Origin of the sequence: Carnobacterium divergens (assembly GCF_900258435.1) — a bacterium.
Classification (GTDB): Bacteria; Bacillota; Bacilli; order Lactobacillales; family Carnobacteriaceae; genus Carnobacterium; species Carnobacterium divergens_A.
In genome coordinates, this window is record NZ_LT992558.1 from 1308100 (window position 1) to 1332134 (window position 24035).

At 34.5% G+C, this 24035-nt stretch carries 25 protein-coding genes; 19 read left to right on the forward strand and 6 right to left on the reverse strand.

The window, feature by feature from the left end:
• The first annotated feature begins 131 nt into the window (after nt 1-131).
• Both CDIMF43_RS06655 and CDIMF43_RS06660 read left to right on the forward strand, forming a co-directional pair.
• A complete protein-coding gene (locus CDIMF43_RS06655; protein WP_109841546.1) occupies nt 132-1217 on the forward strand; it encodes a M42 family metallopeptidase in 1086 nt (361 codons plus the stop codon).
• A gap of 18 nt (nt 1218-1235) precedes the next feature.
• Entirely contained in the window at nt 1236-1994 is a 759-nt protein-coding gene (locus CDIMF43_RS06660) for a DUF975 family protein (protein WP_074402999.1), read from the forward strand.
• A gap of 74 nt (nt 1995-2068) precedes the next feature.
• Here the strand turns inward: CDIMF43_RS06660 and CDIMF43_RS06665 are convergent, their stop codons facing one another.
• Nucleotides 2069-2566 (reverse strand): antibiotic biosynthesis monooxygenase, encoded by a 498-nt coding sequence (locus tag CDIMF43_RS06665; protein WP_074402998.1) that lies wholly within the window; start codon nt 2564-2566, stop codon nt 2069-2071.
• Between the two features lie 226 nt (nt 2567-2792).
• Here CDIMF43_RS06665 and hemG point away from each other — a divergent pair, with 226 nt between their 5' ends.
• The 3 genes from hemG to CDIMF43_RS06680 all read left to right on the forward strand — a co-directional run bounded on the left by hemG (nt 2793) and on the right by CDIMF43_RS06680 (nt 6097).
• A complete protein-coding gene (hemG, locus tag CDIMF43_RS06670; protein ID WP_109841547.1) occupies nt 2793-4196 on the forward strand; it encodes a protoporphyrinogen oxidase in 1404 nt (467 codons plus the stop codon).
• Between the two features lie 125 nt (nt 4197-4321).
• Nucleotides 4322-5068 (forward strand): MBL fold metallo-hydrolase, encoded by a 747-nt coding sequence (locus tag CDIMF43_RS06675; RefSeq protein WP_074402996.1) that lies wholly within the window; start codon nt 4322-4324, stop codon nt 5066-5068.
• A 21-nt stretch (nt 5069-5089) separates the two neighbouring features.
• The gene (locus CDIMF43_RS06680) at nt 5090-6097 is read left to right on the forward strand and encodes a lipoate--protein ligase (protein WP_074402995.1); all 1008 of its coding nucleotides are present in this window, start codon (nt 5090-5092) and stop codon (nt 6095-6097) included.
• A gap of 29 nt (nt 6098-6126) precedes the next feature.
• Here the strand turns inward: CDIMF43_RS06680 and trpS are convergent, their stop codons facing one another.
• Both trpS and CDIMF43_RS06690 read right to left on the reverse strand, forming a co-directional pair.
• Nucleotides 6127-7131, reverse strand: coding sequence for a tryptophan--tRNA ligase (trpS, locus tag CDIMF43_RS06685; RefSeq protein WP_109841548.1), 1005 nt, complete (start codon nt 7129-7131; stop codon nt 6127-6129).
• 96 nt (nt 7132-7227) lie between these two features.
• Nucleotides 7228-7581, reverse strand: coding sequence for a DUF3899 domain-containing protein (locus CDIMF43_RS06690; RefSeq protein WP_227001156.1), 354 nt, complete (start codon nt 7579-7581; stop codon nt 7228-7230).
• A 268-nt stretch (nt 7582-7849) separates the two neighbouring features.
• Between CDIMF43_RS06690 and opp3b the strand changes: the two genes are divergently transcribed.
• The 8 genes from opp3b (at nt 7850) to pepF (ending at nt 16643) form a co-directional block, all read left to right on the forward strand.
• Nucleotides 7850-8794 carry an oligopeptide ABC transporter permease gene (gene opp3b, locus CDIMF43_RS06695; protein ID WP_034570404.1) on the forward strand — a complete coding sequence of 315 codons (945 nt, stop codon included), beginning with the start codon at nt 7850-7852 and terminating at the stop codon, nt 8792-8794.
• Nucleotides 8794-9840 (forward strand): oligopeptide ABC transporter permease, encoded by a 1047-nt coding sequence (gene opp3C / locus CDIMF43_RS06700; RefSeq protein WP_074402993.1) that lies wholly within the window; start codon nt 8794-8796, stop codon nt 9838-9840. Before opp3b ends, opp3C begins: the two co-directional genes overlap by 1 nt.
• A 14-nt stretch (nt 9841-9854) precedes the next feature.
• Nucleotides 9855-10982 (forward strand): ABC transporter ATP-binding protein, encoded by a 1128-nt coding sequence (locus CDIMF43_RS06705; protein ID WP_074402992.1) that lies wholly within the window; start codon nt 9855-9857, stop codon nt 10980-10982.
• Entirely contained in the window at nt 10975-11916 is a 942-nt protein-coding gene (locus CDIMF43_RS06710; protein ID WP_109841549.1) for an ABC transporter ATP-binding protein, read from the forward strand. The genes CDIMF43_RS06705 and CDIMF43_RS06710 overlap by 8 nt, the downstream gene beginning before the upstream one ends.
• A gap of 325 nt (nt 11917-12241) precedes the next feature.
• Nucleotides 12242-12640, forward strand: a complete 399-nt coding sequence (spxA, locus tag CDIMF43_RS06715; RefSeq protein WP_074402990.1) for a transcriptional regulator SpxA — start codon at nt 12242-12244, stop codon at nt 12638-12640.
• 188 nt (nt 12641-12828) lie between these two features.
• A complete protein-coding gene (locus tag CDIMF43_RS06720) occupies nt 12829-13497 on the forward strand; it encodes an adaptor protein MecA (protein ID WP_034570390.1) in 669 nt (222 codons plus the stop codon).
• Nucleotides 13498-13594: 97 nt separating this feature from the next.
• Nucleotides 13595-14749 carry a competence protein CoiA gene (locus CDIMF43_RS06725; RefSeq protein ID WP_109841550.1) on the forward strand — a complete coding sequence of 385 codons (1155 nt, stop codon included), beginning with the start codon at nt 13595-13597 and terminating at the stop codon, nt 14747-14749.
• Nucleotides 14750-14834: 85 nt separating this feature from the next.
• Complete coding sequence (pepF, locus tag CDIMF43_RS06730; protein WP_109841551.1) at nt 14835-16643, forward strand: oligoendopeptidase F; 1809 nt, start codon at nt 14835-14837, stop codon at nt 16641-16643.
• A 48-nt stretch (nt 16644-16691) separates the two neighbouring features.
• Here the strand turns inward: pepF and CDIMF43_RS06735 are convergent, their stop codons facing one another.
• Nucleotides 16692-17399 (reverse strand): DsbA family protein, encoded by a 708-nt coding sequence (locus CDIMF43_RS06735; protein ID WP_109841552.1) that lies wholly within the window; start codon nt 17397-17399, stop codon nt 16692-16694.
• A 184-nt stretch (nt 17400-17583) separates the two neighbouring features.
• Nucleotides 17584-18165 carry a CYTH domain-containing protein gene (locus CDIMF43_RS06740; RefSeq protein WP_109841553.1) on the reverse strand — a complete coding sequence of 194 codons (582 nt, stop codon included), beginning with the start codon at nt 18163-18165 and terminating at the stop codon, nt 17584-17586.
• A gap of 167 nt (nt 18166-18332) precedes the next feature.
• On the opposite strand from CDIMF43_RS06740, the gene yjbM reads away from it, so the two are divergent.
• The 6 genes from yjbM to CDIMF43_RS06770 all read left to right on the forward strand — a co-directional run bounded on the left by yjbM (nt 18333) and on the right by CDIMF43_RS06770 (nt 23460).
• Complete coding sequence (gene yjbM, locus CDIMF43_RS06745) at nt 18333-18977, forward strand: GTP diphosphokinase (RefSeq protein ID WP_074402985.1); 645 nt, start codon at nt 18333-18335, stop codon at nt 18975-18977.
• 18 nt (nt 18978-18995) lie between these two features.
• Nucleotides 18996-19808, forward strand: a complete 813-nt coding sequence (locus CDIMF43_RS06750) for an NAD kinase (RefSeq protein WP_074402984.1) — start codon at nt 18996-18998, stop codon at nt 19806-19808.
• Nucleotides 19798-20706 carry an RluA family pseudouridine synthase gene (locus CDIMF43_RS06755; protein WP_074402983.1) on the forward strand — a complete coding sequence of 303 codons (909 nt, stop codon included), beginning with the start codon at nt 19798-19800 and terminating at the stop codon, nt 20704-20706. The genes CDIMF43_RS06750 and CDIMF43_RS06755 overlap by 11 nt, the downstream gene beginning before the upstream one ends.
• A gap of 17 nt (nt 20707-20723) precedes the next feature.
• A complete protein-coding gene (gene mgtE / locus CDIMF43_RS06760; RefSeq protein ID WP_074402982.1) occupies nt 20724-22094 on the forward strand; it encodes a magnesium transporter in 1371 nt (456 codons plus the stop codon).
• Between the two features lie 73 nt (nt 22095-22167).
• Nucleotides 22168-23184 (forward strand): ComEC/Rec2 family competence protein, encoded by a 1017-nt coding sequence (locus tag CDIMF43_RS06765; protein WP_074402981.1) that lies wholly within the window; start codon nt 22168-22170, stop codon nt 23182-23184.
• A 24-nt stretch (nt 23185-23208) separates the two neighbouring features.
• Nucleotides 23209-23460, forward strand: a complete 252-nt coding sequence (locus tag CDIMF43_RS06770; RefSeq protein WP_074402980.1) for a DUF3006 family protein — start codon at nt 23209-23211, stop codon at nt 23458-23460.
• Between the two features lie 34 nt (nt 23461-23494).
• Here the strand turns inward: CDIMF43_RS06770 and CDIMF43_RS06775 are convergent, their stop codons facing one another.
• Nucleotides 23495-23929, reverse strand: a complete 435-nt coding sequence (locus tag CDIMF43_RS06775) for a GNAT family N-acetyltransferase (RefSeq protein ID WP_176713130.1) — start codon at nt 23927-23929, stop codon at nt 23495-23497.
• Nucleotides 23930-24035 lie beyond the last annotated feature (106 nt).

Below are 24035 nucleotides of genomic sequence, written 5' to 3' on the forward strand. Positions count from 1 at the left end.
AGCTTGTACTCGTTAACGGGTACAAGCTTTTTTGTTTTAATATTCGTCTTGTTATAAAAAAGGAATGGTTTTAGTTTTTTCATAAAAAGTGATATAATAAAGCTTAGAATTGAAAAGGAGGCCTTTTTAAAATGGAAGAAAAGGAATTGCAATTATTAAAAGATTTAACAGATGCAAAAGGGGTTCCAGGAAATGAAGGAGCCGTTCGAACTGTTTTCGTTAACTATGCAGAAAAATATGCGGATAACATTAGCTTTGACGGTTTAGGAAGTGTGATTGCAAAACAAGTCGGAGACGCATCTGGACCGAAAGTATTATTTGCAGGTCACCTAGATGAAGTCGGTTTTATGGTTACAGGAATCACTGAAGAAGGCTTTCTTAAGTTTCAAACCTTAGGTGGTTGGTGGTCACAAGTAATGTTAGCGCAACAAGTTGAAATTACAACTGGCAAAAATAAAACAATTCATGGCGTAATTGGCTGTAAACCACCCCATGTGTTAACTGCTGAAGTACGCAACAAAGCCTATGAGATTGCCGATATGTTTATCGATATTGGCGCAACGAATAAAGAAGAAGCTCTTAGCTGGGGAGTTAAACCAGGAGATATGGTGACGCCTTATATCGAATTTAAGCGTTTGAATGATTCTAAGTTTTTATTAGCAAAAGCGTGGGATAATCGAATTGGTTTAGCAGTGACACTAAGAATTTTAGAAAACTTAAAAGCATCATCACATCCAAATATTGCTTTTGGAGCAGGAAATGTTCAAGAAGAAGTTGGTTTGCGTGGTGCAAAAACGGCTACTCATATGGTTGATCCAGATATTGCTTTTGCATTAGATACTGGAACAGCCGGAGACACTCCTGGGATGACACCTAAAGAAGCCGATTCTAAATTAGGTGAAGGGCCACAAATTATTATTTACGATGCGTCAATGGTCGCTCATAAAGGGTTACGTGATTTTGTCGTAGGTGTAGCTGAAGAATTAGAAATTCCTTTCCAATATACAGTGATTGCTGGTGGGGGAACTGATGCAGGAAGTCAACATGTGAGTAAAAATGGAATTCCAGCCTTAGCGATTACAGTGGCAACACGTTATTTACATTCTCATACTTCAGTTATTCATGAAGACGATTATTTAAATACAGTGAAACTCATGACAGAAGTCATTAAACGCTTGGACAGTGAAACCGTTAAGAAAATTAAATTTGGTTCATAAAAAGAAAGGATGATGAAAATGACAAGTGCTGATTTTCGTAAAGCAGCAAGAACAACACTTAAAGGTCAATGGGGAACGTTTGCGCTCTTAACCTTGTTATCAGGTTTGATCAATTATTTTATTACAGCCATTTTAGGAGCTCTTTTTCATGACAATTCAACCATTATTTGGTTGTCTGGAATATTCCTAACTTTTGCATTTTCCTATGGGTTATATATTGCGGCCTTAAGAACAGTTCGAGGAGAAAAAGCAGAAGTATCTATGTTATTTAATGTTTTTAGCGAAGGGCGTTATGTACCGATGCTATTGATTAATATTGTTTCTAAACTAGTTAGCTTTATTATTAGTTTTATTATTTTTATTCCTGCCATCGGTGTAGTAGGACTGGGTGCAGTGATTGCCTTGGTGTTTACTAGTGGAACAGGAGCGTCGATGCCACAAGGCGCTGTGGCGACTAGCGGGGTTGGAGCTTTACTTGGCTTAACAACGATTTTAACACTTGTTGCAGTTGGATTTTCGCTTATAATTGGAGCCTACTTCCAAATCGTAGTCCAAGCACGTTATGATTTCCCTCAATTAGGATTTGGCGATTTATTCAAATATGTAAACCAATTGCTAAAAGGAAAAATTTGGGCATTGTTTGTTTTACAATTGTCATTTATTGGCTGGTATTTACTTAGTGTAGTTGGATTCTTCATTCCATTACTTTGGGTATTTCCTTATAATCAAGTAGCTATTACAGAATTTTATGTTGTAGCGAAAAGTGAATTAAATTAAAGAATCAAAAAGCCTTAAGCAATATTTTTGCTTAAGGCTTTTTATCAATAATGGCGTGTCGATTTTAAACTAAATTATCTAATATAAAATACATCTGCATAAGTGATTTCAGAAGATTGACTTTGATGATCCGCAACATAAGGAAGTAGCGGTTGAAAATCAATTGATTTTTCAAACTTATGAAAATCATCTGTTGATTGCCAAAAAGTCATAATTAGATAGGCCATTTTGCGTTCCGATTTTAAGAGATACAAACAATTTAATTCAGGATGATTAACTAAAGTTGCTTTTAATTTATCAAATTGCAATAAAAAACTTTTTTCATTTTCTGGTAATAAACCGATATGTTGCAATACTGCCATGCCGATGGGCGGCTTTTCTTGATATTGATAACGATTCACGTACCCAAAAGGGGCGTTAAAAATTGAATTGCCATTACTTTCATCCATTAACAAATAAGTACCTGATGAATCTGCTCGTTGCATTAAGGTCATCGTACGTTCAGGATAATCGTGTAAATACGTTCTTAGATAGGGATGTGTACCGGTTGTGGTATAAACATACATACTCATAATTTACCTCCATAATAGTCAGTTGTGATTACACTTCATAGTATACACTGCTTGATGCAAGAAGTGTATTGAAATCTGTTAGAAAATTAAGAGAAATAATATTAATAAAAATTATAAAAATAAGCACTTTAATTATATGTGAAAAAGAGCTTAAAGATGGTTTCCTTTTTCAACAAAAACAAGTAAAATAAAGGTACTTTGGAAGCATACTGGAGGTTGGATAAAAATGGAGCGAGCTAAAAAAAGAATTGCAATCATTGGTGGAGGGATTACAGGTTTAACAGCAGCTTACCGAATTGAACAAGAAATTCAAAGAGAAAATTTACCATTCGAACTGATTTTATTGGAAGGATCAACAAGAATCGGTGGCAAAATACATACCATTAAAGTAGAAGACCGCTATATTGATACAGGAGCAGAATCCATTGATGTACGTTACTCGGATGCGCTGAATTTAATTAAAGAATTGGGAATAGAAGACCGGTTGATTTTTAGTCAAGGAAACAAGCCGGATGTTTACTTTTATAATCAACTGCATAGCTTAGATTATCCAACTTATAAAGGTATTCCTATTAGGCGAAAAGACATTTGGAAAAATCAAATTTTAACCTTTCATGGAAAAGTTGCTAGTTACAAAGATTTTATTCAACCTAAAATAACATTAGAACAAGATATTTCAGTCAGTAAATTTTTAAGAAAACGTTTAGGAGAAGAGCAGGTCGAACATGTTGTTGAACCCTTCTTTTCTAAAATTTATGCAGGTGATTTAGATGAAATGGGCATTATCAGCTCAAATGAATCCATCTATAAAATCCATCAAAAATATCGGAGTTTATCGAAAGGGCTCGCAAAATATCCTGAACTTTTAGATGGGGACGGTAATTACGCAACCTTTGATAAAGGGTTGTCGGTGCTAACTGGAAAACTTGAAGAGTTATTAAAATGTCATATCCAATTTAGCAAAAAAGTGTTTGAAATTAAAAAAAGTGTGGAAGAAACGTATATTTTAGACATTAACCGCAAAGAACAGATGCGCGTGGGAGCTGTTATTATAGCAACACCAGCAACCGAATACCGTAATCTTTTTAAAAATACCGAGTTGACGGAATTCTTCAATCAAATTGTGACAGCATCAATTGGGTTTATTCTATTGAGTTTCCCAAAAGGAGCAATCAAAAATCAACCAACCGGGTTTGGTTTTGTTACACCGCGAAGAGATGCCTCTCACGTGACGTCAGCGGTCTTGTTGGATAAAAAATGGCCCGTACTCAACACGACAGATGAAACGCTTGTTGGCGTTAATTTTGGCCGACGAGGAGAAGATTCACTCGTCTCATTAAGCAATCAAGAAGTTGAAAAATATATTTTGGAAGACTTACAGAAAATACTTGGAATTGATACACCTCCTAACTATCATATTATTTCGAGATGGCCAAACGCGATTCCTCAATACACGACGCAACATGACGAAAGAAAAGCAAAAGTCAGTCAATTATTAGAAAAAAATTTCCCTGGCATTTATATTGGTGGAAATGGCTTTGGTGGGTTTGGTATTAACCAATGTGTGGAACAAGCGAACGGGATAAGTGAAAGCATTATTGCATTTATGAAAAAACAAAATTGTATTTAAATTAGAATGTTTTATATAAATATCCAACTAAACCCTCTCTTTGAAAGAAAAAAAGTCTTTTTTATTTATCTTTTAACGGGTGTGGTGTATGGTAATTATGAAGTGTTTGAAAGGAGAGAATAGAGATGAACGTAACCGTTTTAGGATATTGGGGCGGCTATCCCTTTAAAAACGAAGGAACAAGTGCTTATTTAGTTGAATCTGAAGGGTATCATTTATTAGTAGATGCTGGAAGTGCTTCTCTGATTGCTTTAGAGCAACATCTAGATCCGTTAGAATTAGATGCTGTTATCTTGTCTCACTATCATCACGATCATATCGCTGATGTAGGAGTGCTCCAATTTTTAAGACAATTGAAGCGGAAAAAACAGGGCGAAGATCGGGCGCCTATTTTGCCGATTTATGCCCATACAGAAAATGAGCAAGGATTTAAAGGCTTAACCTTAGAACGCGTTTCAGAGGGGATTGCTTACGAAGAACACCATAAAACTTATATTGGACCGTTTGAGATAACCTTTATGAAAACGTTGCATCCAGTTCCTTGTTTTGCAATGCGAATAGAGGAAGTCAAGACAGGTAAAGTGTTAGTGTATACAGCAGATTCTGGTTATTTAGCTGATTTTATTCCATTTTCAAAGGGAGCAGATGTATTATTAGCAGATACAAACTTCTTTGAGGGAATGGAAAACCACCGTGTGCATATGACTTCAGTAGAAGTGGCTCGGATTGCCAAAGAAGCAAAAGTATCTAAGTTAGTGTTAACGCATTTGCCACAAACTGGCGACTTAGAATTGTTAAAAGCAGAGGCCATTAATCACGCGGGGAATACAGAAGTTTTATTAGCGAAAAAAGATTTAGTAATAGAATTATAAGAAAAAAAGGAGCAACTAGTTATGTATTTTGTAGACAACAATGAGATTACAGATCCACGAATTAACTTGGCAATTGAAACATTTTTGTTGAAAGAAATGAATTTAGACGAACCGATTTTACTTTTTTACATTAATGAACCTTCAATTATTATTGGGCGTAATCAAAATACGATTGAAGAAATTAACACACAATATGTTGAAGAAAATAAGATTCATGTGGTGCGTCGTCTATCAGGCGGAGGCGCTGTGTATCATGATTTTGGCAACCTATCCTTTAGTTTTATCATGCCTGATGATGGCAACTCATTCCGTGATTTCGGGAAATTTACAAAACCTGTGATTGCTTCATTGCATCAAATGGGTGTTGAGGGTGCAGAATTAAAAGGACGAAATGATTTAGTGATTGACGATAAAAAGTTTTCAGGCAATGCGATGTATGCAACAAGTGGCAGAATGTTTGCTCATGGTACGATTATGTTTGATAGTGATATTGAAGCAGTTGTAGGAGCTTTAAAAGTCCGCAAAGATAAAATTGAATCAAAGGGAATCAAGTCAATCAGAAGTCGTGTTACGAATATCAAACCGTTTTTAAGTGATGAGTATCAATACATTTCAACAAAAGAATTTAGAAATCAGCTGTTGTTGAGTATTTTTGATGTAACCGACCGTAGCCAAGTAAAAGAATATCATTTGACAGAAGCGGATTGGAATCGAATCCATGAAATTTCAAATGACTATTATGGGAATTGGGATTGGAATTATGGGAAATCACCTAAGTTTGAGTTAAATCGTCGTCAACGCTTTCCGATTGGATCCGTTGAATTTAAGATGAATGTGGAAAACGGGCTTTTAAAAGAAGTAAGAATTTTTGGAGATTTCTTTGGTTTGGGTGAAATTTCAGACGTGGAGAAACTGTTAGAAAATGTAAAATATGAACGTAACGCAATCAACGACGTATTAGAAAAAGTAGACATTAAGCGTTACTTTGGAAATATCGAAAAAGAGGATTTATTAAATTTAATCTATTAAAAAAAGAGAAGCCGTAGCTTCTCTTTTTTTTAACGTCTTTTTCTTCCTAATCCAACAGCATTTGTCATTTTAGTAAGAGTTTTAGTTGCAATGTTATTCGCTTCTATAGCGCCAGCATCTAAAATTTTGTCCAGTTCATCTGAGTGAAGTAGTTCGCGGTAACGAATTTGGATAGGTTCCAAGATGTTGATGACAGCATCTGCTAATTCATCTTTGAAAGTACCGTAACCTACACCTTGATAACGTGCAACAAGTTCTTCAATCGATTCACCAGAAAAAGAAGCATAGATAGTTAGTAGATTTGAAACTCCAGGTTTATTTTCAACATCATACTCAATCACGCCACTTGAATCTGTCACCGCACTCTTTAATTTTTTACGGATAGCTGCAGGGTCATCTAACATTGAAATAAATCCTTTTTGATTTTCATCTGATTTACTCATTTTGTTAGTAGGCTCTTGCAAACTCATGATTCGCCCACCAGCCTTTGGAATCAAAGCATCTGGTAAAGTTAAAATGGGCGTACCGTTACTGTAACGATTATTAAATCGTTCTACAAAATCACGGGTTAATTCTAAATGTTGCTTTTGATCTGCTCCAACAGGAACCAAATTTGATTGATATAAAACAATATCAGCCACCATTAGTGGTGGGTAAGTAAGCAGACCAGCACTAACTCCTACACGATTGTTTTTTGCTGACTTATCTTTAAATTGAGTCATTCTTTCTAATTCACCAACAGTTGTATTACACTGAACGATCCATGCTGCCTGTGTATGAGCTGGGACCTCAGATTGAATAAAGATTGTTGATTTCGTTGGATCAAGCCCAATAGCTAAATACAAAGCTGCAAGGCCTTTCGTTTGTTCCCTTAATTTTAAACGATCCTGAGGGACGGTAATTGCGTGTTCATCAACGATACAGTAGTAACAGTTGTACTCATCTTGCAACTGAATAAATTGTTTCATCGCTCCAATGTAGTTTCCGATAGTAGGAACCCCACTTGGTTGAATGCCTGAAAAAATTGTTTCCATCAATAAAAACTCCTTTAAATAAAAATATGCTTGTAGTAAGGATACAACGAATTGTTTGATTCTCATATAAGCGTTCCATTAATTATACGCTAAATTTCACAAATAGTAACCTAAAAGTGCGAATAAACTGATGATTAATAATAAGGCACCTGAGATTAAAAAGGTTCTAAAGCCAGTTCCTACTGATTTAGAAAGTGGTTTTACTTCTAATTTTTCCTCGCTTCTTTTAACAAGGTGAAGACTTTTTCTCATACTATAATTAAAGAAATCGAAAACACCAGAAGAAAGAGTCAACCAAAGCAGAGCAAAAATCAGTAAAATACCAGCAATAAAAAAGAGGCTATTTGATGTTTCTAAGAGGCTGATTGATTGCAGCGTGATAAGTTGCCAAACAAAGCTTGCAATCAATGACAAAATGATTAAAATTAAGGGTTTATTTTTCATATTCATGTTTTTTATTTCCTCCTAATAGGAAAATCTACTTAATTTAATTTACCCTAAAATTTGTTTTAAAACAATATAATGACTTCAAAAAAAATATATATTAGGGAAAACACATGAAAACAAAGCTTTTTGTCACTGTTTTTTAATAAAGTGAAAAAAAAAAAGGAAAAATAGCAAAAAACTTTTGCATTATTCCCTTTGACAAGCTATTCTATATAGTATATTCTTTTTTTAAGAATACGATTAAAATTATGAGTTGGAGGTGCTTGAATCGATGAAAAACTACGCAAAATTTTTAGGAACGAGAATATTCTACATGTTTTTGACATTATTCCTAATCGCATCGATTACATTCTTTTTGATGAAGCTTTTACCAGGTACACCATACAGTAACCAGGAAAAACTGTCGGAAGAACAAATTTATATTATGAATGAAAAGTATGGCTTGAATAAACCAATGGCAGAACAATATTGGATTTATATTACCGGATTATTAAGAGGAAATTTGGGCGTATCATTCCAATTTAATAATACACCAGTAACAACGTTACTATCTTCTCGTGTTGGACCTTCCTTACAGCTAGGATTCCAAGCGATTATCCTCGGGACACTACTGGGAATTATTCTAGGAGTAATCGGGGCAATGAACCAAAATACATGGATTGACACATCAGCCACCTTTATGGCGATATTAGGTCGATCGATTCCAAACTTTGTGTTTGCAGTATTGTTACAATTAGTGTTTGGAGTGTACTTAAAGTGGTTCCCAATTGCGATGTGGAAAGACGGATTTGCTTCATCAGTCCTTCCAACCATAGCCTTAGCCATTTCTCCATTAGCAGATTCAGCTCGTTTTATCAGAACTGAAATGGTTGACGTTTTAAGCAGTGATTATATTGAATTAGCACGTGCTAAGGGATTGAGTCGTTGGACTGTAGCCTTTAAACATGGTGTTCGTAATGCACTAATTCCATTAGTAACCTTATTAGGTCCATTAGCAGTTGGATTAATGACAGGTTCGTTAGTCGTTGAAAATATTTTCTCAATCCCTGGAATCGGGGAACAATTTGTAAAATCAATTATGACCAATGATTACCCAACGATTATGGGTGTGACAATTCTGTTTTCTGCAATGTTAGTAGGCGTAATTTTACTTGTAGATATTTTATATGGAATTATTGATCCACGTATTCGTGTAACTGCAGGAGGGGATAATTAATGAGTACTCAACAAAGTGAATTAAATCAAGAACTAAAAAACTTAACCCCTGACAGCTTTCAACCAGCTTTAGATTCTGGTTTAGCAGATAAAGAAAAAATTGCAGCACCTTCACTAAATTTCTTCCAAGATTCATGGAGACGTTTGAAAAAGAATAAAGCAGCAGTTGTCTGTTTGTTCATTTTATTATTTATTATTGCAGCATGTGCGTCAGCAAAACTAATCTCACCACATGATCCTAATAAACAAACAGTGGCATACTCAAACTTACCACCAAGAATTCCTGGAATCAACATCAACGGATTAAACGGAACAGCAAAAGTTGGCGATAAGCGTGTAGATAAATATGCCCAAAAAAATGTTCCTAAAGATGTGAACTACTTCTTTGGTACAGATGGTTTAGGACGTGATTTATTTTCACGTATTCTTGCTGGGACAAGCGTTTCCCTCTTAATTGCCTTTATTGCGGCATTGTTTGATTTAACAATTGGTGTAACCTATGGCTTAATTTCAGGTATGAAGGGTGGACGTGTTGACAATGTCATGCAACGTTTCTTAGAGATTCTGTCTGGGATCCCTAACCTAGTAGTAGTAATTTTAATGCTGTTGATTTTAGAACCAGGAATCATGTCCATTGTATTAGCGTTGGCAATTACCGGTTGGATTTCAATGGCTCGTGTAGTGCGTGCTCAAACATTAAAATTAAAAAATCAAGAATACATTTTAGCTGCTCGTACATTGGGTGAATCTTCATTCAAAATAGCAGTTAAGCATTTAATTCCCAATTTATCTGGTGTAATCATTATTCAAACAATGTTTACAATTCCAGCAGCTATTTTCTTCGAAGCGTTCTTAAGTTTCATTGGGATAGGAATTCCAGCACCACAAGCATCATTAGGAACACTTTTAAGTGATGGATATAAAACATTCCGTTTCTTACCACATTTAATGTGGTATCCAGCAGCCGTTATCTGTATCTTAATGATTTCATTTAACTTATTAGCTGATGGCTTACGTGATGCATTTGATCCAAAAATGAAAGATTAGCGGGGTAGATACGGATGAGTAATATATTAGAAGTAAAAGACTTGAATATCACATTCGACACCTTTGCTGGTACGGTACAAGCAATTCGTGGTGTCAGTTTCGATTTGAAAAAAGGCGAAACATTAGCAATCGTTGGCGAATCTGGTTCTGGTAAATCAGTAACTAGTAGAAGCATCATGCGTTTGCTTGCTAAAAATGCAAACATTGAAAAAGGCGAGATTCTATTTAATGGTAAAGACCTTGTAAAAACTTCTGAAAAAGAAATGCAAGGAATTCGTGGAAAAGAGATTGCAATGATCTTCCAAGATCCGATGACGTCTTTAAATCCAACGATGTCGATTGGCAAACAAATTGCTGAGCCGATTATTAAACATCAAAAATTAAGCAAAAAAGAAGCCTTAGAACGTGCGTTAGAGTTGTTAAAATTGGTAGGATTACCTGAACCAGAAAAAAGAATGAAACAGTATCCTCATCAATTTTCAGGTGGACAACGCCAAAGAATCGTCATTGCGATTGCTTTAGCATGTAACCCAGAAGTATTGATTGCAGATGAACCAACAACAGCGCTAGACGTTACAATCCAAGCGCAAATTTTAGATTTAATGAAACAACTGCAACAAAAAATTGCGACATCGATTATTTTTATCACCCATGATTTAGGTGTCGTTGCGAATGTGGCGGACCGTGTAGCAGTTATGTATGCGGGTAAAATTGTTGAAGTAGGAACTGTCGATGAGATTTTCTATAATCCTCAACATCCATATACATGGGGGTTAATTAGTTCAATGCCTACTCTTGAAACAGAAGGTGGCGGACATCTTTATGCGATTCCAGGAACACCTCCTGATTTATTAGATCCACCAACAGGAGATGCATTTGCACCTCGTAATGAATTTGCAATGAAAATTGATACAGAATTAGAACCACCTTTCTTTAAAGTATCCGATACTCATTATGCAGCAACGTGGTTGTTACACCCAGATGCACCAGCCGTAACACCACCTGCAGAAATTAGAGCACGTCAAGAAATTTACAAAAAAGAAAAACACGTAACATCTGCTGAAATGAAAGCAACCTCAGAAGCAACATTTGAACCAATTGATGATGCAGATGCAGGTAAGGGGGTTGACCTAAATGACTAATCAAGAAAAGATTTTACAAGTAAAAGGTTTAAAACAGTATTTCAATGAGGGTCAACAAAATGAAGTTCAAGCAGTTAACGACATTTCTTTTGATGTTTTTAAAGGGGAAACTTTTGGTTTAGTTGGAGAATCAGGTTGTGGGAAGTCAACAACTGGACGCGCAATTATTCGTTTATACGAACCAACAGCAGGCGAAATCATTTTCCAAAATACTGAAGTTCATGATATTAAAGGCAAAAAAGATATGCTTCAATTTAGACGAGAAATGCAAATGATTTATCAAGATCCATATGCATCTTTAAACCCTAAAATGAAAGTTCGTGACATTATTGCTGAAGGAATTGATATCCATGGTTTAGCTGCATCTACAGCAGATCGTAACAATCAAGTTGATGAATTGTTAAAAACAGTTGGATTGAATCCAGATCACTCAACACGGTACCCACATGAATTCTCAGGGGGTCAACGTCAACGTATTGGGATTGCGCGTGCGTTAGCTGTTCAACCAGAATTTATTATTTGTGACGAACCTATTTCGGCTTTAGATGTTTCGATTCAAGCACAAGTAGTTAACTTGTTAATGAAGTTGCAAAAGGAAAAAGGGTTAACCTATTTATTCATTGCCCACGATCTTTCAATGGTTAAATACATTAGTGATCGTATTGGTGTAATGTATTATGGGAAGTTAGTTGAATTGGCTCCTGCTGATCAAGTATACAATGCACCCTTGCATCCATATACTGAAAGCTTATTATCAGCAGTTCCACTTCCAGATCCTAACTATGAGCGCAATCGTATTCGTATTCCTTATACTCCAAAAGCATCTACTGGAGCAGAAGAAAAATTACGTGAAATTACACCTGGACATTTTGTTTACTGTACTGAAGCAGATATTCCTGTTTTACAAGCGAAAGCTGCAAGCTATCACAACTAATAAAAAGAGTCAAAAATTGATTTTTAATTTTTGACTCTTTTTTTAAGGAATAATTATTGTTTATATTAATTATTTAATTAGAATGATTATCAATATTCAAACTTAATTCAAATCACTGTTATATCAAGTATGAAAATGATTGAAATGTGAACGAAAAAGATATAAGTATTGAAAACTAATGTAATTTGTCGGAAAAGTGACAAAAATATGTCAAAAAAGGTAGATATTTAAAATTAAATGATTTATAATAAGTCTTGTAGACAGATACTTAATCAATAGAAAATTTCTTCTCGGAAATAACCGAGTGAAAAGGAGAGAATAAATTATGGTCACATTATATACATCACCTAGTTGTACTTCATGTAGAAAAGCGCGTGCTTGGTTAGAGGAACATCACATTGCATATACTGAGAGAAATATATTCTCTGAACCCTTAAACATTCCAGAAATCAAAGCCATTTTAAGAATGACTGAAGATGGAACCGAAGAAATTATTTCGACTCGTTCAAAAGTATTTCAAGAACTTGATGTTGATTTAGATGATATGCCTTTACAACAACTTTTTGAACTTGTACAAAAAAATCCAGGTTTGTTACGTCGACCAATTATGTTAGACGAAAAAAGATTACAAGTTGGGTATAATGAAGATGAAATTCGTCGTTTCTTACCAAGAGAAGTACGTGCATTGGAATTACAACAAGCACAATTATTGGTTAGTTACTAAATTAAAAATTTTTAAACCTGTAACCTAGACGGTTATAGGTTTTTTATTTATTAAAAGAAAATTGACAAAAAATGCTAAACTTTTTATTTAATTGTTGCTTTTAGCTTTACATTTATTGTATTTGCTTTAAAATGGTTGTTATAGAAGATTCTAGCATGACTAGAATTATTGAAATGAGGTGTAAGATCATGGAAATGGAGCATATTAATGAAAACACCATTCGTGTCCTAATTGAAAATGCTGATTTGGAAGAAAGAGGAATTACTTTTCTAGATTTATTGGGAAACCATAAGCAAATCGAAAATTTCTTTTACAGCATTTTAGAAGAAGTTGATGTGGATGAACAATTCCATGAATCTGATGCAATTACGTTTCAGGTTTTACCAAATGGAAATGGGTTAGAATTATTTATTAGTAAAGGTGGCGCTTTAAGTGATCAATTAGATCTTTCAGCCTTACCTGAAAATTCAACTCCAGAAGATTTTACTGAATTTGTTAGAAAACAAGTTCTAACTGAAGAAGCCGAAGCGGATGAAATAGAAGCTTATTTAAGAAATCCGGATGCTTTGACAACTGAAATTGTTCTAAGAATGAATGAATTTGAAGATATGATTGCCTTGTCAAAAATGATGTATTTAGATAACGCAGTTTCTAATTTATATTTTTATAACGGTAGCTACTTCTTACATTTGCTATTCTTTGTGGAAGAGATGACAGAAACAAGTGTTGATGATGAGATTGCAGTGGCGTTGGAGTTTTCTGAAGAGACATCCGTTACAGTTGATGTTTTGGGTGAATATGGAAAATTAATTATGGAACAAACCGCATTAGAATTAACGAGATACTATTTTAAATAGTGAGAAACCTTAGGTATAACAGCTTAAGGTTTTTTTTTCGCGTATTTAGCTAGTTTTTACGAATAGTATATGAAAGGATAAAAAGTGAGGGATAACGATGTTAATTGCTTTAGATAGTCAAAATCATTACGTGCAAGCGGATTTAATCAACCCGAAAAAGAGAAAAGGATTCTTATGTTGTCCAGGATGCCGACAGCCTGTTTATTTAAAAAAAGGTGAAATTAAGATTCCGCATTTTTCACATTATCGAGTTTCCGATTGTGGTTTATTTTCAGAAGGAGAGTCGTTAGAACATTTAACAGGAAAGCAGCTGTTGTATCGGTGGTTTACACAACAAGGCATCCCATGTAAGTTAGAAGCGTATTTGCCAAAATTAAAACAAAGACCTGATTTACTGATTTGGTGGAACCAAAAAATACCTGTGGCAATTGAATTTCAATGCAGTTTCATTAGTGTAGCAGACATGATGAAACGTACTCAAAATTATCAAAAATCTGGTTATAACGTTTTTTGGATTTTAGGTGAACGTTTCAAATTAAAACGGAAATTAACAGTTCAACAACGTTTATTTTTATCTTATAATAACAAACTTAACTATCATCTTTTCTTTTTAGATACTGTCTATCAAAGGGTTTATATTTTTCATCATTTAATTGAATTTGAAAGAAATCAGCTACTAAAAAGTCGGGTTTATCAAATTGCATTGACTCATAAAAAAATGACGTTAGAAAAAATTAAAGACCAGTTACAAAAAATAAACGATCAGTCCTATATTAACTCGAGTACAGAACAAAGGAAAGAATTGTTCAAAAATCATCAGTTTTTAGCGAAATCTTTACACTATCCTCAATCAAAATTAGTAAAATTTCAACGTATTTTATATCAAGCGCACCACCATCTACTATCTCTTCCAATTGAGTTGCATTTGCCTATAGAGCAATCAGTGATTATTCAAATGGAAGGCTGTCAGTGGAAATATTATGTAGTGAAGTGGATTAGTGAGAAAGGTGAAACCAAGCTCTTTACGAGTAGCGATTATTTGCAGGAGATGATGACTTATCCCTTATTTTATTCTACTCCTTTAATAGGAAAAAAAATCCGAAAAAATGAATTGATTCGTTATCTTTATTTTTTAGAAACTAGAGGAATCATCCAACAAATAGCACAAGGTCGATGGTTGATTTTAAAAGATCTTTCATTTTTTAATTCTGAATCAGAAAAATTAATAAAATTGACTAAAAATATTGAATAAAGCTAAAAATAGGTCAAGAATTCAGCCATTTTCCTTTAAGGTATGGTAAAATTACAGTTAGATAAATTTTTGAGGAGGACACATCATGACAGAGACAAAAAAGCTACCACTTCGCAATGAAGTTCCTGAAAATTTAACGTGGGATTTAGACGTTATTTTTAAATCAGATGAAGCGTTTAATCAACACTATTTACTTTTGGAAGAAAAGTTAAAAAAAGTGGATCAAGTAAAAGGTAAAATTGGAACGAGTTCTGATTTGTTAGTACAAGGAATTAACTTTTTATTAGATGTGTCTAATGAGTTAGAAACGTTGTATGTCTATGCGCATTTAAAAAATGATCAAGATACAAATAACGATACGTATCAAGGGATTTATGAACGTGCATCCGCTCTTGCAACGAAAGTTAGCGAAAGCTTATCTTGGTTTGAACCAGAAATATTGGAGATTCCTCCTGAAAAATTAAAAGGCTTTTTTAAAGAAAATAAGGAATTAAAACCTTACCAACATTTTATCGATCAAATGACTAGCGCAAGAGCACATATCTTATCTTCAAATGAAGAATCTTTACTAGCAGGAGCAGGTGAAATTTTTACAGCGTCTAGCCGTACGTTTAATGTATTGAATAACGCAGATATCAAGTTTCCAATTATTAAAGATGAGAAGGGAGAAAATATTCAACTTTCTCATGGCGTTTATGGCCAATTAATGGAAAGCACCAATCGTGAAGTACGTCAGTCAGCTTTTCAAAATCTGTCTAAGACTTATGCAGGTTTGAAAAACACATTTGCTAGTACCTTATCAGCACATGTAAAATATCACAACTATAATGCCAAGGTTCATCATTATGATTCAGCAAGGGCTAAAGCGCTAGCTGCCAATGATATTCCAGAAGCTGTCTACGATACCTTATTAATGGTTGTTGATGAGCATTTGCCTTTACTGCATCGCTATGTAGCACTGCGCAAAGACGTATTAAAAGTTGATAAACTGCATATGTATGATATGTACACGCCGATGACAGGAGAAGCAACAATCAAATTTTCATATGATGAAGCTAAAAAGATGACTTTAGAAGCATTGGCACCTTTAGGAGAAGACTATTTAAGCATTGTGGAAGAAGCCTTTACGAATCGATGGATTGATGTTGTTGAAAATGAGGGGAAACGAAGTGGTGCTTATTCATCAGGTGCCTACGAAACAAATCCTTATATTTTAATGAATTGGCATGATACATTAGATCAATTATTTACATTAGTTCATGAAATGGGACATAGTGTGCATAGCTACTATACAAGAAAAAATCAACCCTACGTATATGGCGATTATTCTATTTTCCTAGCAGAAATTGCGTCTACAACAAATGAAAATATTTTGACTGAATATTTATTAGAAACTCAAACGGATCCAAAAATTCGTGCTTATGTATTAAATCATTATCTAGATGGATTTAAAGGAACGATTTTCCGTCAAACACAATTTGCAGAATTTGAACATTTTATTCATGAACAAGCAGCTGCAGGTGTTCCATTAACAAGTGAATTTATGTCAGAGTACTATGCAACTTTAAATGCTCGTTATTACGGAGATGCCGTTGAAAAAGATCCAGAAATCGCAGTGGAGTGGGCGAGAATTCCTCATTTTTATTACAATTACTATGTGTATCAATATGCGACTGGTTTTTCAGCTGCCTCTGCTTTATCAGCGAAAATTTTAAATAATGAAGAACATGCTCTTGAAAATTATTTGAACTATTTGAAATCAGGGAGTAGTGATTTCCCAATCGAAGTGATGAAAAAAGCTGGAGTGGATATGACGAATAAAACATATATTGAAGAAGCGATGGCTATTTTTGAAAGTCGATTAAATGAATTTGAATCTCTAATAAAAAAATAAAACAATAGAAAAGACGATTATCAAGTAACCCTTGATAATCGTCCTTTTTTATGAACCTAATACACGTAAATGATTTTCTGTAGTCTTTGTAACCAGAGTATTTTGAGACATTATTTTTTTATGGTTGTCACGAATTGAGTTAGATGAATCACATAATTTAGTCACTAAATCTAATGAAATGCATTCATTATCAAGAAGTAATCCATAATCATCTGTTAAATTATCAAAAAGAACTAGAGAAGGAGTACATTGAATATTCATCTCTCTTGCGATTTGTTGATCTTTTTCATAGTCTTTTTTCGCAAAATCAGATTGCTTATCTTCTAGAAACATCTCAACATCCAAGCGACTTTGTTGGGCAATTGTTTTTAGTAAGGTTTCGCTAAACACACATTGATCTTCAACAACAGCTTTTTGTAAATTCATTAAAAAGGTACGGCCTTTTTTCTTTCCTTGCATCAAAGCTGCTTTATAAGCTAAACAAGCACTGTAGGTATTTCCACAAATTTCATTTCGTAAGGCTAAGTTTCTTTCAGGTAGCTGATGAAATTTCATGTAATTCGAGACAGTTTGAAGGTTGTGAAATGGAATGAATCTAAAATGAACTTTTTTATCCGTTTTGGATTCTATAAACGTTAACAACTCTTTTTCGGCTTGATAACATTTAGAGCCCAACGGGTTAATAAATAAATAAATTTCAATTATTTGTTTAAAGTCAGGAGTATTTGCCTTTGAGTTATGGGGTTGCGTTAGCATAATTCTTCACCTTACCATTTTTTATATTTTTGTATTGGTCACTTATGAGACGGTTTCTTTCAACAAGTATACTTTACCAAAAAAAAATAAAAAAAAGTAATAAAAAACCTTGACTTTTGAATTGGAAAGAGTTTAGTTGTAACAAAATCGCCACAATTCAAATTTTAGTGGGAAATATCAGGCATTATATTTGGTTGTTTGCTTCAATCATCCGAGCAATTTTATGCTTTGATGGACGAAGGGGAATCCCTTGATCAAGTAAGAACTGTTGGAAAAACTTGTTTCCTTCTTCGTGGTGGGTAGTTTCAAACTCCAATTCGTAGTCTTCCTGATCGCAATAGATACTATGATCTAATACAAATACTCCTTTTTTTGTTTTCTGTTCGTAACGAGTAGTGGCTAAACTTCCCAGCAAACGGAGTTTAGTTGGATCAATTCCTAGAGAAATTAATTTCGTGAAAACAAAGCCCGAGTCTTTAATCTTACCCTGTTGAATCAATTGTTTTCCCTCTTCTAAAGAAAGCGTGTCAGTTGTTTCAAGGAGATCCTTTTCTAAGGGTGTCTTTAAAGTTAATTCAGCATATTCAGGCAATAACCTAATCCTTAATCCAGCTTTTTTTATTTTTAGTTGCCAATCAGGAGTATCAAAGTAAGTATTGGATTGATAAAAAAAAGCATCTTCTTTTGCTTGAAATAAGTGAAGCAATTTTTTATATTCCGATTGTGTTAGCATATTTTTAAATTCAATTTCAACTTGTTCGCTCATATATACAACCTCCTAAAAGTTCGTTCATCCTATTTTAGCATATTTTTTGAATGAGATTGTGCTTTCAATACCCAAAATCCATCTTACATATGTTAAAATGGATTGAATACTTAATTTAAGTTAGAAAGATCAAGGATTTTAATTGAAAGATAAAGAAGGTATGATTTATGATAGAAAATTGGGATGAGTTTTTTGCGCCATATCAACAAGCTGTTGACGAATTAAAAGTGAAATTAAAAGGAATTCGAAAACAATTCAGGCAAGAAAGTTTACACACACCAATCGAATTTGTAACAGGTCGCGTGAAACCTAAAGATAGTATTTTAGCAAAAGCGAGATTACGAAATATTTCAATCAATCGTTTAGAAACAGATATGCAAGATATCGCTGGTTTAAGAATTATGTGTCAGTTTGTGGATGATATTCATGAAGTCGTACGTTTGCTTCGCAATCGTCATGATATTCATATTATTGAAGAACGAGATTACATTACGAATAACAAAGAAAGTGGTTATCGATCGTATCATGTTGTCTTAGAATACCCCGTGCAATTAATCGCTGGGGAAAAGAAAATTTTAGTTGAAATTCAAATTAGAACGTTATCAATGAATTTTTGGGCAACGATTGAACATTCATTGAATTATAAATATCAAGGAGAATTTCCAGAAGACATCAATGTTCGACTTCAAAGAGCCGCAGAAGCAGCTTTTCAATTAGACGAAGAAATGTCACAAATTCGGGTAGAAATCCAAGAAGCACAGCGTTTGTTTTCACATAATAAAGGCTATCAAGAAGACAACGACAAAAAATAACCAACGGAGGTGGCAACTGTGCGAATTGCAATTATTCACAATCATAATCAAAAATCAGTTGCTGTTGCTCAAGAATTAAGAGCGCTCTGTTTGAAGAACCGTTTAACTTTAGAAGAAAAAAATCCTGATTTAGTCATTACAGTTGGTGGGGATGGCACCTTGTTGTCAGCATTTCATCGGTATGCTCACTTATTGGATCAAATTCGATTTGTTGGAGTTCATACAGGACATTTAGGTTTCTATACGGATTGGCGAGATTTTGAATTAGAAGAACTAGTAGAAAGTTTAGTGAAGGACCAAGGAGAAAGCGTGAGTTATCCTTTATTAGACGTTAAAGTTTCGTATCAAAATCAAGTGGAAGAAGCCCATTTTTTTGCATTGAATGAATCAACCTTAAAACGTATCGATGGCACAATGGTATGTGACGTTTATATTAAAGATGAATGGTTTGAGCGTTTTAGAGGAGACGGGATGTGCGTTTCAACGCCAACAGGCTCAACAGCGTACAATAAATCAGTTGGTGGAGCAGTTATTCACCCACGCTTAGAAGCGATTCAATTAACGGAAATTGCGTCAATCAACAATCGTGTTTTCCGTACCCTTAGTTCACCGATGATTGTTGCACCGAATGAATGGATTCAATTACGACCAGCTTCAGAAGATGGTTTTATTTTGACCATCGATCAATTAACCTCATCAGAAAAAAATATTATTGCTATTAACTACCGAATTGCGAAGGAACGAATTCATTTTGCTCGTTATCGTCATACTCATTTCTGGAGTAGAGTAGAAGATGCATTTATTGGAGCGAAACATAGTCATGAAATTTAGTTGGATTTATCCGTTAAAAGAGTCTTATCAAGTGAAAACATTTTTACGCACTAAAGGTGTTTCAAGAGGGTTATTAGCCAAAGTGAAATTTCAAGGTGGAAAAATTACTGTCAATCACCAAGAAGTGAATGCTATTTTTTATTTAAAAGAAAATGATGTAGTAGAAATGACAGTGCCAGATGAAGAAGGGTATGAAACCACCTTTCCAGCTGAGCACCCGATTGAAATTGTTTATGAAGACGAACACTATTTGATTGTTAATAAACCTTACGGCGTCGTATCAATTCCTTCTCAAGTTCATCCTGAAGGAAGTATGGCCAATCGTGTGAAGGGATATTATTGTAGACAAAATTACAAAGACCAAGTAGTGCATATTGTCACGCGTTTAGATCGTGATACAACAGGGCTAATGTTATTTGCAAAACATGGTTATGCTCATGCCTTAATGGACGAAGCTTTGAGATCGCGAACACTTTTAAAACGTTATACAGCTTTGGTAACAGGAAATGTAGCAAAAGATCATGGGAAGATAGAAGCTCCTATAGGTCGTCCGACCGATTCTATTATCAAAAGAATAGTGACCCCAAATGGGAGAGCAGCTTTAACGGAATATTGGGTAAAGGAACGATACCACGAGGCAACTCTTGTAGATATTCAATTGCATACTGGCAGAACCCATCAAATTAGAGTTCATTTTGCTCACCTAGGTCATCCTTTAGTAGGGGATGATCTATATGGTGGTGTTCACGATCAATGGCTAAGACGTCAAGCGCTTCATTGCCATGAACTACAATTTATTCACCCCTTTACAAACGAAAAAACGCTCGTAACCGCTCCTTATCCAATAGATATGCAGCAATGGACAGAAAACATGTCTATTACCAAAATAAATCATTAGAAAGGAGATGGATTTTTTTGAATGAAGCTCAATTAGAAATAGAAGAACGATTGGAACGAATGAAAGAATTATTAAATGCAGAAAATATGCCTGATTTTAGAGATGAATTTTTAGCTCTTCATTCTTATGAACAAGGTCAGGTTTATCTAGGATTAACAAAAGAAGAACGCCAAAAAACGTATCATTACCTATCTCCTAATGAATTAGGTGATATGTTTGAAGTGATTGAAGAAGATGAAGAATCCGTTGAAGAGTACCTAAGAGAAATGAATCCCAACTATGCTGCAGACATGTTAGGTGCAATGTATGCCGATAATGCTGTTGATATTTTAAAACAATTAAATAAACATCAAGTTAAAGTCTATTTAGATTTAATGCCGGAAGAAAATGCGAGTGAAATTAAAGAATTGCTTCACTACGAAGATGAGACGGCTGGATCTATTATGACAACGGAATTTGTTTCAATCGTTGCGAATCAAACGGTTCGTTCAGCAATGGCCATTTTAAAAAGTAAAGCACCAGAAGCTGAGACGATTTACTATATTTATGTCGTTGACAGTGAAGAGGTTTTAGTTGGGGTTATTTCATTAAGAGATTTAATTATTAATGAAGACGATCAATTGATTGCTGACTTAATGAGTGAACATCCAGTAGCAGTAAAAGTAACGGATGATCAAAATGATGTTGCAAAAACAATTCGAGATTATGATTTCTTAGCAGTTCCCGTTGTTGACGAAGTTGATCACCTGTTAGGAATTATTACCGTTGATGATATTATCGATGTTATTGATGACGAAGCCACCAGTGACTATTCTGGTTTGGCGGGGGTCGATGTTGAGGAGACGACTGAAAATCCATTTATTGCGGCATCTAAACGATTGCCATGGTTAATTACGCTATTATTTTTAGGAATGAGCACAGCATCACTCATTAGTCGCTATGAAGTGATGGTAAGTGATGCAAGTATTTTAGCAGTATTTATTTCATTGATTACTGGGACAGCTGGAAATGCAGGGACGCAATCCTTAGCCGTTGCAGTTCGTAAGCTAGCAACACAAGATGACAGCAATACAAATTTTGGAAAAATGATTTTCAGTGAGATTATGACGGGACTCGTAACCGGACTTGTAACTGGAGTAACAATCTTTGTAGTTGTTGGGATTTGGAAACACAACTTTATTTTAGGTTTTGTCATCGGTATGGCGATGCTTTGTGCGATTACAGTAGCAAACTTAGCAGGAAGCTTGATTCCAATTTTAATGGATCGATTAGGGTTTGATCCTGCAGTAGCAAGCGGTCCTTTTATAACAACGTTAAGTGATTTAACAAGTGTGTTGATTTATTTTAATATTGCGGCATTATTTATGTCTTACTTTGTAGGTCAATAATCAAAAGCAAAACAACTTTCTTCTAAGTGAAGTGAGTTGTTTTTTATAGAATTTAGTTGAATGAGGGATAAATGTGGCAACCAAACGAAAAAAAAATAAAAAATTAACAAAAAAACAACGATTTCAGTTAAAAGCATCTTTTGTTTTAGTAGTAATGATTCTTTGTATCATGATTGGAGTTGTTATTGGACGAAATACGGATCCTAATGCATCCCTAACAGATAAAATGGTTCAATTACCGAATGATTTAAAAGAAATGATTTTAAAGGAAACGGAATATCAGCCAGTAGAAGTGCCTAAAAAGCCGGTGACTAACGAAAATGCTACCTTTAGATTTTTAGACATTGGACAAGGAGATGCTACATTAATTCAAGCTTCAGATGGTACGACAATCTTAATTGATACAGGACGTTACGACGATAAAGAAAAACGAATCATAGATTATTTAAATCAATACGTTGGAACAGGTGGTAAAATTGATTTATTGATTTTTACTCATAATGATTCGGATCATATTGGAAATGGCGATTTAGTGTTGAAGTATTTTGATGTCAAAGAAGTTTGGATGAATGGCCACGATGCAACGACAAAAGTATACGAAAAATTACTAGATGCAATCGCTGAAAAAGATACGGCTTATTTTGAACCAAAAGCAGGATTGACTAAAACAGTTGGACCGTTTCAATTAGAAGTATTTAATCCAACAGACGAGGCTAAAAGCAATCAAAATGATGATTCCATCATCACTAGACTAACGATAGGCGAATTTAGCGTAATGTTTCCAGGAGATGCTGCTAAGCGCGTTGAAAAGCAACTATTGGCAAGTGGCAAACCATTAAGTTCAACCGTGCTTCATATTGGCCATCATGGATCAAAAGAAAGTAGTAGTACCGAGTGGCTAACTGCTGTTAATCCAAAAGTTGCAATCTACTCAGCGGGACTAAACAATACCTACCATCATCCTAATATAGAAGCAATGGAGCGAATCAATGCATTAGGTATTCCTGTATATGGAACGGATATCAATGGAACGATTACCGTTTCAGTTACTAAAGATGGAAGTTATACAGTAGAGCCAACTAAAAAATAAGGCAAGGATTTGGAGGTTAATAAAATGAAAGTAGTCTTAGAAGAAATTGAAAACGCAATTGCGCGCTTGATTCCAGATAAAGGTCAAAGTCCAATGTATGTCTTGGAAAGTGAACTTCCTAAAGAAGTGGAAGTAGGAGACGTTTTAGAGTTAACCTACCAACGAATTGATGGGAAACTTATTAAAAAAATTCAACGTTTAGAGAATGAAAAAGAAAGACGTATAAAGAAAATGAAAGAAAAAAGAGAAGCTTTATTGAATCGAACAAAAAAATAAAAAAAGATTTCAGCAATGTTGCTGAAATCTTTTTTTATATAAGTTCTTTTTTCATCATATGATGAGGAATTCCAGCATCTAAAAAACCTTCTCCGTATGTGTGATAGCCTAATTTTTCATAAAAGCCAATAGCTTGATCTTGTGCGCCTAAAATTAAAGTGTCCTTTTGATTTTCTTTGGCAAAACGTTCAATTTCTTTCATTAATTGTTGCCCTAATTGCTGTCCACGGTAGGCGTTGGAAACCGCAACTCGCTGAACTTTAAATTCTGTGGCTGTAACAGGATATAAACGTGCAGTAGCAACGGCTTTTTCATTAAGATAGCCTGTTACATGAAATGTTTGATCTTCTAACTCATCTATTTCAATTGATAAGTCTACTTGCTGTTCTTCAACAAAAACTTTTTTGCGAATGGTCAAAGCATCTTGATACGTAGTTGATTGTAAATCGGTTGTCCATATAAAGTTCAAATTTATCACTCCTATGTTATAATATAAAAACGAACGCATCAATTTAAAGGTGATGGTTTTCATACTAGAGTAGCATAAAATAAGTGCTCTGCCAATTATTTTATAA

Coding starts and splice junctions, on each gene's coding strand:
- CDIMF43_RS06665 (WP_074402998.1), bottom strand. CDS start 2,566: ATGAGTATGTATGTTTATACCACAACCGGTACACATCCCTATCTAAGA.
- CDIMF43_RS06710 (WP_109841549.1), top strand. CDS start 10,975: ATGACTAATCAAGAAAAGATTTTACAAGTAAAAGGTTTAAAACAGTAT.
- CDIMF43_RS06725 (WP_109841550.1), top strand. CDS start 13,595: ATGTTAATTGCTTTAGATAGTCAAAATCATTACGTGCAAGCGGATTTA.
- CDIMF43_RS06770 (WP_074402980.1), top strand. CDS start 23,209: ATGAAAGTAGTCTTAGAAGAAATTGAAAACGCAATTGCGCGCTTGATT.
- CDIMF43_RS06680 (WP_074402995.1), top strand. CDS start 5,090: ATGTATTTTGTAGACAACAATGAGATTACAGATCCACGAATTAACTTG.
- CDIMF43_RS06675 (WP_074402996.1), top strand. CDS start 4,322: ATGAACGTAACCGTTTTAGGATATTGGGGCGGCTATCCCTTTAAAAAC.
- CDIMF43_RS06705 (WP_074402992.1), top strand. CDS start 9,855: ATGAGTAATATATTAGAAGTAAAAGACTTGAATATCACATTCGACACC.
- CDIMF43_RS06755 (WP_074402983.1), top strand. CDS start 19,798: ATGAAATTTAGTTGGATTTATCCGTTAAAAGAGTCTTATCAAGTGAAA.
- opp3b (WP_034570404.1), top strand. CDS start 7,850: ATGAAAAACTACGCAAAATTTTTAGGAACGAGAATATTCTACATGTTT.
- CDIMF43_RS06655 (WP_109841546.1), top strand. CDS start 132: ATGGAAGAAAAGGAATTGCAATTATTAAAAGATTTAACAGATGCAAAA.
- yjbM (WP_074402985.1), top strand. CDS start 18,333: ATGATAGAAAATTGGGATGAGTTTTTTGCGCCATATCAACAAGCTGTT.
- hemG (WP_109841547.1), top strand. CDS start 2,793: ATGGAGCGAGCTAAAAAAAGAATTGCAATCATTGGTGGAGGGATTACA.
- CDIMF43_RS06735 (WP_109841552.1), bottom strand. CDS start 17,399: ATGCTAACGCAACCCCATAACTCAAAGGCAAATACTCCTGACTTTAAA.
- CDIMF43_RS06740 (WP_109841553.1), bottom strand. CDS start 18,165: ATGAGCGAACAAGTTGAAATTGAATTTAAAAATATGCTAACACAATCG.
- pepF (WP_109841551.1), top strand. CDS start 14,835: ATGACAGAGACAAAAAAGCTACCACTTCGCAATGAAGTTCCTGAAAAT.
- opp3C (WP_074402993.1), top strand. CDS start 8,794: ATGAGTACTCAACAAAGTGAATTAAATCAAGAACTAAAAAACTTAACC.
- CDIMF43_RS06660 (WP_074402999.1), top strand. CDS start 1,236: ATGACAAGTGCTGATTTTCGTAAAGCAGCAAGAACAACACTTAAAGGT.
- CDIMF43_RS06690 (WP_227001156.1), bottom strand. CDS start 7,581: ATGAATATGAAAAATAAACCCTTAATTTTAATCATTTTGTCATTGATT.
- CDIMF43_RS06720 (WP_034570390.1), top strand. CDS start 12,829: ATGGAAATGGAGCATATTAATGAAAACACCATTCGTGTCCTAATTGAA.
- trpS (WP_109841548.1), bottom strand. CDS start 7,131: ATGGAAACAATTTTTTCAGGCATTCAACCAAGTGGGGTTCCTACTATC.
- spxA (WP_074402990.1), top strand. CDS start 12,242: ATGGTCACATTATATACATCACCTAGTTGTACTTCATGTAGAAAAGCG.